The organism is Nodosilinea sp. LEGE 07088 (assembly GCF_015207395.1).
In the GTDB taxonomy this organism is placed as follows: Bacteria; Cyanobacteriota; Cyanobacteriia; order Phormidesmidales; family Phormidesmidaceae; genus Nodosilinea.
This window is the reverse complement of record NZ_JADEWX010000362.1, coordinates 1-1,756: the sequence shown is the minus strand read 5'-3', so window position 1 is coordinate 1,756 and position 1,756 is coordinate 1. Positions and strand designations below refer to the sequence as shown.

At 60.1% G+C, this 1,756-nt stretch carries 1 protein-coding gene; it reads right to left on the bottom strand.

What is annotated here, in order from left to right; all coding sequences use genetic code 11:
* A partial coding sequence (locus IQ254_RS30990; RefSeq protein ID WP_193969976.1) for a DEAD/DEAH box helicase occupies window positions 1–1,756 on the bottom strand: 1,756 nt, incomplete at both ends.

Below are 1,756 nucleotides of genomic sequence, written 5' to 3'. Positions count from 1 at the left end.
TGGTAGAGCTGGGAGAGGCCAAAGCGGTGGGCATCTTCCACCAAAATGGTATTAACCCGAGGAATATCGAGGCCCGACTCGATGATGGTGGTGCAGACTAAAATCTCGGCATCGCCATTGCTAAAGGTGAGCATGGTGGATTCCAGCTCGCCTTCATCCATCTGGCCGTGGGCGATCGCGATGCGGGCCGTCGGCACCATCTCCCGAATTTTGGCGGAAATGTCCTCAATGCCCTCAACTCTAGGCACCACGTAGAACACCTGACCACCCCGGTCTAGTTCCTGGCGAATGGCGGTGCGAATGGCTTCGGGGTCGAGGGGCGACAGGTGGGTTTTAATCGGGCGGCGGGACGGCGGCGGCGTAGTGATCAGGCTCATTTCGCGCACGCCGGAGAGAGCCATGTAGAGGGTGCGAGGGATGGGGGTGGCGCTGAGGGTGAGCACATCCACCTGGGTTTTGAGGGCTTTGATGCGCTCCTTTTGGTTGACGCCAAAGCGCTGCTCTTCATCTACCACCAGCAGGCCCAGGCTTTTGAAGTCGATGCCTTTGCCCAGCAGCTGATGGGTACCCACCACTACATCCAGCTCACCGGTCTTCAGCCGCTGCAAGATCTCTTTTTTCTCGTTCTGGGTGCGGAAACGGTTGAGCAGCCCCACCTGAATTGGGTAGGGGGCGAAGCGCTCTTTGAGGGTGTGGTAGTGCTGCTGGGTGAGAATAGTAGTGGGAGCCAGCAGGGCCACCTGTTTACCCGCCGTGACGGCTTTGAAGATGGCCCGCAGAGCAACCTCGGTTTTGCCAAAGCCCACATCACCGCAGATCAGGCGATCCATAGGGCGATCGCTCTCCATGTCGCGCTTCACATCTTGCACCGCCTTGAGCTGATCGGGGGTGGGCTGATAGGGGAACGAGTCTTCCAGCTCCTGCTGCCAGGGCATGTCGAGGGGGTAGGCAAAGCCCTCCATTTTGGCCCGCTGGGCATAGAGCTTGAGCAGGTCCACTGCGACCTTTTGAATCGCTTTCTTGGCCCGGCCCTTGGTCTTTTCCCAGGCAGTACTGGTCATTTTGTTGAGTACTGGCGCGTTACCGCTGGCAGCCCGATAGCGTGACAGCGACCCTACCTGATCCGCCGCTACCCGCAGCAGCCCGTCGGCGTACTGAATCACCAGGTAGTCGCGGGTTTCGTAGTTGAGCACCAGGCTTTCGAGCTTGATAAACTTGCCGATGCCGTGGCTGCGGTGGACGACAAAATCCCCCGGTTTCATTTTGTTGGGGTCGACCTGTTTAGAGGCGGCGCGGCGGCGTTTGCGCACGTAGCCCCCGGTCGCCAGGGTGTGCTGGCCAAAAAACTCGCGGTCGGTCACCACCGCAATGCGGAAGGTGGGCAGCACAAACCCCTCCAGCTCTGCCAGACCCGAGTACTTGACCGCCACCGGCACATGCTGGGTGTGCAGCTTGTCGATCGCGTTGAAGTCCTTAGGATTGGGAATGAACTGGGCTGGGCAGTCATGCTCTTGCAGCAGCGCTACGGAACGGGAGGGCTGGGCTGAGGCCAGCCAGACAGCGTGCTTGCGCTTGGTCTCACTGCGAATCGTCTCCGCCAGCTTGCCAAATTGGTGGGGAATCGCGGGCACCGGGCGACTAGAAAGATTTAACCCCTGGCTGGCCTCGGAAATCTCGGACAGGTGCAAGCGGGGGAAGACTTCGGCGTCGCCCAGGGTATCGGTGAAGCAGCGGTGGATCTTGGGGAGGGATGGGG